This window comes from Mycobacterium sp. SMC-19, assembly GCF_045310815.1.
GTDB lineage: Bacteria > Actinomycetota > Actinomycetes > Mycobacteriales > Mycobacteriaceae > Mycobacterium.
Window position 1 is genome coordinate 25,185 of record NZ_JBJIAM010000018.1, and the last position, 6,579, is coordinate 31,763.

Sequence of the window (6,579 nt, forward strand, 5' to 3'; positions counted from 1 at the left end):
AACACCGGAACTCAGCCGGATAGTCCCGCCAGCACCGCGGCCTGCGCAAAGATGTCGTCCAGCATGGCCGGGGTCAGCCGACCGGTGAACATGTTCTGCTGACTGGGGTGATAACAGCCCAGCAGCCGCAGTGCCGGGCCCAGTTGGGCGAGCGCGCCGTGGCCGAACTTCGGTTTGGGCTTGGGCACGCGGTCGGCGGCAATCCGCAGCGCGATCTGCCAGGCGAAGCCGCCCAGCGCAATCATCACCCGCACATGTGGAGCGATCAGCTGCCATTCGGTGTCGATCCACGGCGCGCAGGTGTTGCGCTCGAGGGTCGTCGGAGCGTTGTCCGGCGGGGCGCAGCGCACCGGGGCGATGATTCGGATGTCATTAGCTTGCAACCCATCCGCGGCGTCAACGCTGGTGGGCTGGTTGACCAGCCCGGCCCGGTACAACGCCGCGTACAGCTGGTCGCCGGATCGATCGCCGGTGAACATCCGGCCGGTGCGGTTGGCTCCGTTGGCAGCCGGGGCCAATCCGACGATCACGATCTTGGGCTTCGGCGAGCCCCAGCCGGGAACCGGCCGGCCCCAGTAGGGCTGGTCGGCGAAGGATTTTCGCTTGGTGGCCGCAACCTGTTCGCGCCACGTCACCAGTCGCGGGCAGGCGCGGCAGACGCTGATCAGCGCGTCGAGTTCGTCGATCGACTCGGCTTGGGCAGCCAGCTGCACCACCCGCGCGGCGTCGGCGGCCTGCGGCGTTGCCGGAGTTGCCGGGTCGCCGGGCCATCCTGCCCCGGGAGGCACCGGGGAGTCGAACGGCTGACCGGTGCGGGGATGGTTGAGCATTGGTCTACTGTGCACGCTCCCGGAATCGATGCCCAGCCCGGCACGGCGCGGCCGTGCGGAGTCGGGTCAGCAGGAACGCGGATCGGAGCTCTCCAACAAGTTGGCGCGGATTTGTGCGTACGCGTGCGCGAACAGGTCGACATCACGCGCACTGAGTAGGTCGAAAAGGTTGCGTCGCAACGTGCCAGCGTACCCACCCGATACCGACTCCAATTTCGCCAGCCCGGCGTCGGTCAGCTCTGCGAACAGTCCGCGCTTGTCCTCCTCGCACCCGACGCGGCGCAGCCAGCCCGCCCTGGCCAATCGGCTCACCGCCCCGGCGGTCCCGCCACGGGTCGTCACCGCCGCCTCGGTGATCTCACCCATCCGCAATCGGCGTTGCCGCGCTTCGGACAACAGCACCAATACCTCAAAATCGGCGAAGGTGATCCCTCCGTCGGCGAACAGCTGAAAATCGAGTTCCCGCAGCAACAGTCGAGTGCTGTCCAGAAACCCGCGCCACATGCGCTGCTCGGTCTCGTTCAGCCATCGGATCTCTTCCGTCACAACAACCGCGTCCTTTGTGATTGATTCGACAACTATTAAACCAGGAATCGACGTGACTCTCAGATGACGGTGACTGCAGGGCATTACCGCAGTTCAACGCAGATCTAATCCTGTGCCGACAGAAGTGTCGCGGTGATCACACGCGCGTCGATCGGCCTAATTATCCTTGTTATATCAACTACCCGCCTGGCTTAGTTTCGAGCGCTGACCACCCCGGCGCGCGAAGGCGTTCGCCCGTTCCGCTGCTGCCACAGCCGGTAGACCTCGACCGCGTCGTCGCGGGAGTCGTGCCGCATCGGCAGCCGCCGCTGCTCCCAGGGCTTGGCAAACTCGTCGTAGAAGGTGTTGAGCTCGAAGTACTTTCGGTCGTCGACGTAATGCGGCTCGTAGGCCTCGCGGGTGGTCAAGAAGACGACCTCGTCCGGCGAGCAGTAATACAGTGCGCCCAAGCACATCGGGCACGGCGACGCCAGGACGTAGATGGTGGCCCCGGTCAGGTGCTCGGTGCCCAGCGCCGTGCATGCCTGCCGAATGGCGAGGATCTCCGCGTGCGCGGTGGGGTCGTTGGTCTGAGCGACCCGATTCGCGCTTTCGGCCAGAATCGCACCGTCCCTGACGATGACCGTGGCGAACGGGCGCCCGCCCTGCTCGACGTTGCGGCGAGCAAGCTCAATGGTGTGTTGCGCGAAGTCCATGTCAGCTCCTAGACTGCCGCAGCTCGCGCTATTGAGTCCAATACTTGTATTCGATGGATGCGATAGATGTCATCAATCGATTTCGTACGCGAATTCCGCCAGCATGCGGATGAATGCCTGCGCGGCCGCCGAGCGGTAGGCAGCGGCGCGCACCAGCGCCACCACGGTTCGGGTAGGCAGCGGCGGGACGAGCGGCACCGAATGCACGTGGCGACGCTCACGGGTGATCGCATCGGGCAGCACCGTGGCCAGTGCGCCACCACGTACCGAGGCCAACAGCGCACTGATCGAATTGGCTTCGACCACGATCCGGGGCGCGACGCCCTGGCCGGAGAAGTAGGCGTCGATCTGTAGACGGGTGGCGAAACCGGTGTTGAGCAGGACCAACGGCTCGCGGGCCAGCCGGGCGACCGGCTGCGGTGTCGCTCGCGCCGCAAAGGGGTGGCCCGAGCCGACCACCAGCGTCAGCGTCTCGGCGAACAGCGCGGTGTGGTCGATCCCGTCGGCATGCGGGCCCGCGAAGGCGATACCGAGGTCCAGTCGGTCGGCGAGCAGGTCGGCCTCGATGCGGTCTTGGGTGTCCTCGCGGACCGAGAGGGTGATGCCCGGATGCGCGGTGTGGAACCGGTGCACCAGCGGCCCGATCAGGTAGGCGGTGAATGTCGGCGTCATCGCCACCCGCAGATGCCCGCGCGACAGGTCCTGCACGTCGTGAACCGCACGTTCGCCGGCATCGAGATCGCGCAGCGCCAACCGGGCATGCTCGGCATACGCCTCGCCGGCATCGGTCAGCCGTACCGTGCGGCCCGAGCGATCCAGCAGCTCCACCGCCAGTGCGCGCTCCAGTTGCTTGATCTGCTGCGAGAGCGTCGGCTGGGAGATGTGCAGCGCCTCGGCCGCCCGAGTGAAATTCCCGTGCTCGGCCACCGCCAGCAGATACCGGATGTGGCGCAGCTCCATCGACTGACTATAGGCGCCATCAATCGAGATGATGGGTACTACGTCTTGGACGCTATTGCCTGATTGCGAGGCCCCAGCCGGGCTCGCGGCTCGACGCGGCTGAACTGTCCACTCACCTCATAGGATGACCTGCGTGAACGCCGACGCATTGACCCAACTGATCGCCGATCTCCCCGAGGGCATGGTGGTCACCGACCCGACGATCACCGCGGGATACCGGCAGGACAACGCGCTGGACCCGATGGCGGGCCAGCCCCTGGCGGTGGTGCGCCCGCTGCGCACCGAAGAAGTGCAGACGGTCATGCGCTGGGCCGGCGCCCACCGGGTGCCGGTGGTGACTCGCGGCGCGGGCACCGGCCTGTCCGGCGGAGCCACGGCGATCGACGGCGGCATCGTGCTGTGTACCGAGAAGATGCGCGACATCACCGTCGACCCCGTCACCCGCACCGCGGTCTGCCAGCCGGGACTGTTCAACGCCGAGGTGAAGAAGGCCGTCGCCGCCTACGGACTGTGGTATCCGCCGGACCCGTCGTCGTTCGAGATCTGCAGCATCGGCGGCAACATCGCCACCAACGCCGGCGGCCTGTGCTGCGTCAAGTACGGCGTGACCACCGACTACGTACTGGGACTGCAGGTGGTGCTGGCCGACGGCACAGCGGTCCGCCTGGGTGGGCCTCGTCTCAAGGACGTCGCCGGACTCTCGTTGACCAAGTTGTTCGTCGGCAGCGAGGGCACCCTCGGGGTGGTCACCGAGGTAACCCTGCGCCTGCTGCCGGCTCAGCCGAAATCGGCTGTGGTGGTAGCCACTTTCGACTCGGTGACCGCCGCAGCCGAGGCGGTGCTCGACGTGTCCGGGCGGCTGCGCCCGTCGATGCTGGAGTTCATGGACTCGGCGGCGATCAACGCCGTGGAAGACCAACTGCGTATGGGCCTGGACCGCGAGGCCGCGGCCATGCTGGTGGCCGCCTCCGACGAGCGCGGCCACGCGGGCGCCGAGGACGTCGAGCTGATGGCCCAGGTGTTCACCGAGCACCATGCCAAGGAGGTGTTCTCCACCGACGACCCGGTCGAGGCCGAGGGCTTCGTGGCGGCCCGGCGGTTCTGCATCCCGGCGGTCGAGGCGAAGGGTCCGCTGCTCCTGGAGGACGTTGGGGTGCCGGTGCCGCGGCTGGCGGAGCTGATCACCGGTATCGAGAACATCGCCGCCGAGCGCCAACTGCTGATCTCGGTGATCGCGCACGCCGGCGACGGCAACACGCACCCCCTGATCGTGCACGACACGAATGACCCCGACCATGTGCGGCGCGCCGAGCTCGCCTACGGCGAGATCATGGATCTGGCCCTGGCGCTGGGCGGCACCATCACCGGCGAACACGGCGTCGGGCGGTTGAAGCGACCGTGGCTGGCCGAGCAGCTGGGACCCGATGTGATGGCGCTGAATCAGCGGGTCAAAGCCGCGCTCGACCCGCTGAACATCCTCAACCCGGGTTCGGGGATCTAGGCCCCCTCCTCGCCCCGAGTGTGAATCTGCCGACGCTCCCCCGGCGCGTCGCGTCGTGGATTTCACACTCGGCCATTGACACCGGTCGGGGCGTTGTCGTATCAATGAGACATGACGACCACGCTGTCTCATCCGAAGTTCGAACTCTGCAACGCCGACACCTGGCCCAACCCCTGGCCGATGTACGCCGCGCTGCGCGATCACGACCCGGTCCACCACGTGGTCCCGGAGAACGCGCCTGACCAGGACTACTACGTCTTGTCCCGGCACGCCGACATCTGGGCCGCCGCCGCCGACCACGAGACGTTCTCCTCCGCACAGGGACTGACCGTCAACTACGGCGAGCTGGAGATGATCGGCCTGGCCGACAACCCGCCGATGGTGATGCAAGATCCCCCGGTACACACCGAATTTCGCAAGCTGGTGGCCCGCGGCTTCATGCCGCGGCAGGTCGAGCTGCTGGAGCCGAAGGTGCGTGAGTTCGTCATCGAGCGCCTCGAGCGGCTGCAGGCCAACGGCGGTGGTGACATCGTCACCGAGCTGTTCAAGCCGCTGCCGTCGATGGTGGTTGCGCACTACCTGGGCGTGCCGGAGGAGGACCGCAGCCAGTTCGACCGCTGGACCGAGGCTGTCGTCGCGGCCACCACCAGCGAAGACGGCGTCGCCTCGGCCGGTGACGCGATCGGCGAGATGATGGCCTACTTCAGCGGACTCATCGAACGCCGCCGCACCGCCCCGGAGGATGACACCGTTTCGCATCTGGTGGCGGCCGGGATGGGCGCCGACGGTGATATCAAGGGGCTGCTGTCGGTGCTGGCGTTCACCTTCACCATGGTGACCGGCGGCAACGACACGACCACCGGAATGCTTGGCGGCTCAGTGCAATTGCTGCAGCGACACCCCGATCAGCGTCAGCTGCTGGTGGACTCACCCGAGCTGATCCGCGACGCCGTCGAGGAGATGCTGCGGTTGACCTCCCCCGTGCAGGGGCTGGCCCGCACCACCACCCGGGACGTCACCATCGGCGACACCACGATTCCGGCGGACCGCAAAGTGTTGCTGCTCTACGGATCGGGCAACCGCGACGAACGCCAGTTCGGGCCGGACGCCGCCGAACTCAACGTGCAACGCAAGCCGCACCAGATCCTCGCCTTCAGCTACGGCGCCCACCACTGCATCGGCAATCAGGCGGCCCGGATGCAGGCCCGGGTGGCGTTGGAGGAACTGCTGGCCCGCTGCCCGAACTACACGATCGACGAGTCCGGGATCGTTTGGGCCGGCGGCAGTTACGTGCGTCGTCCCATGTCGATTCCCTTCACCGTCGGATCATGATGGCCGGGCGGGCCTGGCTGTCCGATCAGCGCGGCGAGTTGGCTGCCGAGAAGATTCTCGATGCGGCCGAGAAGCTGTTCGCCGAACAGGACCCGGGTTCGGTGGGCATGAATGAGATTGCCCGCGCCGCAGGCTGCTCTCGGGCCACGCTGTATCGCTACTTCGAGAGCCGAGACGCACTGCACACCGCCTACGTGCACCGGTGGGCCAATGCGCTCTATCACGAGTTGACCCGGCGGCTGGCCGGCGTCGACGACCCGGCAGAGCGACTGGTCGCCGGGATCACCGAATCGCTGGCCCTGGTACGCGGCAACCCGGCACTGGTGTCGTGGTTCGCCGAGACCGGACCGCCGATCGGTGCCGCGATGGCCGCGCAGTCCGATGTGATCACCGTGATGGTCGCGTCATTCCTGTCTGCATTGGGTACCGGCGACGGCGACGTGGTTCAGCAGCGCGCCCGGTGGGTGGTGCGGGTGGTGACGTCGATGCTGAGCTTCCCCGGCCACGACGCCGACGACGAGCGGGAGATGCTGACGCAATTCGTGGTACCGGTCGTGGTCTCGCCTTCGGTGCGGTCTCACGAGTAATCCCGCGCGCGATTCACCCGCCGAGCGTGAAGACAGCTTCACGTTCGACCCCTCAAAGTCAAGTGGCTAGTGCAACGCCGCTAGGCGGCTTGATCGAGGAGGGCGGCTAGGCGTTGGGCCGGGGTATC

General features: G+C 66.9%; 7 protein-coding genes. 3 read left to right on the forward strand and 4 right to left on the reverse strand.

Annotated elements, in window-relative coordinates; all coding sequences use genetic code 11:
• Nucleotides 1-11: 11 nt before the first annotated feature.
• From ACJH5R_RS22375 to cynR, 4 genes are all read right to left on the reverse strand, one after another.
• Nucleotides 12-830 (reverse strand): uracil-DNA glycosylase, encoded by an 819-nt coding sequence (locus ACJH5R_RS22375; protein ID WP_406760125.1) that lies wholly within the window; start codon nt 828-830, stop codon nt 12-14.
• A 66-nt stretch (nt 831-896) separates the two neighbouring features.
• Complete coding sequence (locus ACJH5R_RS22380; RefSeq protein ID WP_406782977.1) at nt 897-1,334, reverse strand: MarR family winged helix-turn-helix transcriptional regulator; 438 nt, start codon at nt 1,332-1,334, stop codon at nt 897-899.
• Between the two features lie 233 nt (nt 1,335-1,567).
• A complete protein-coding gene (locus ACJH5R_RS22385) occupies nt 1,568-2,071 on the reverse strand; it encodes a nucleoside deaminase (RefSeq protein ID WP_406760126.1) in 504 nt (167 codons plus the stop codon).
• Between the two features lie 72 nt (nt 2,072-2,143).
• The gene (gene cynR, locus ACJH5R_RS22390; RefSeq protein WP_406782976.1) at nt 2,144-3,031 is read right to left on the reverse strand and encodes a transcriptional regulator CynR; all 888 of its coding nucleotides are present in this window, start codon (nt 3,029-3,031) and stop codon (nt 2,144-2,146) included.
• A gap of 133 nt (nt 3,032-3,164) precedes the next feature.
• On the opposite strand from cynR, the gene ACJH5R_RS22395 reads away from it, so the two are divergent.
• The 3 genes from ACJH5R_RS22395 (at nt 3,165) to ACJH5R_RS22405 (ending at nt 6,451) form a co-directional block, all read left to right on the forward strand.
• On the forward strand, nt 3,165-4,532 hold the full coding sequence (locus tag ACJH5R_RS22395) for an FAD-binding oxidoreductase (protein ID WP_406760128.1): 1,368 nt from the start codon (nt 3,165-3,167) through the stop codon (nt 4,530-4,532).
• A gap of 111 nt (nt 4,533-4,643) precedes the next feature.
• Entirely contained in the window at nt 4,644-5,864 is a 1,221-nt protein-coding gene (locus ACJH5R_RS22400; protein WP_406760129.1) for a cytochrome P450, read from the forward strand.
• Nucleotides 5,864-6,451 carry a TetR/AcrR family transcriptional regulator gene (locus ACJH5R_RS22405; protein WP_406760130.1) on the forward strand — a complete coding sequence of 196 codons (588 nt, stop codon included), beginning with the start codon at nt 5,864-5,866 and terminating at the stop codon, nt 6,449-6,451. Before ACJH5R_RS22400 ends, ACJH5R_RS22405 begins: the two co-directional genes overlap by 1 nt.
• Nucleotides 6,452-6,579: the final 128 nt, after the last annotated feature.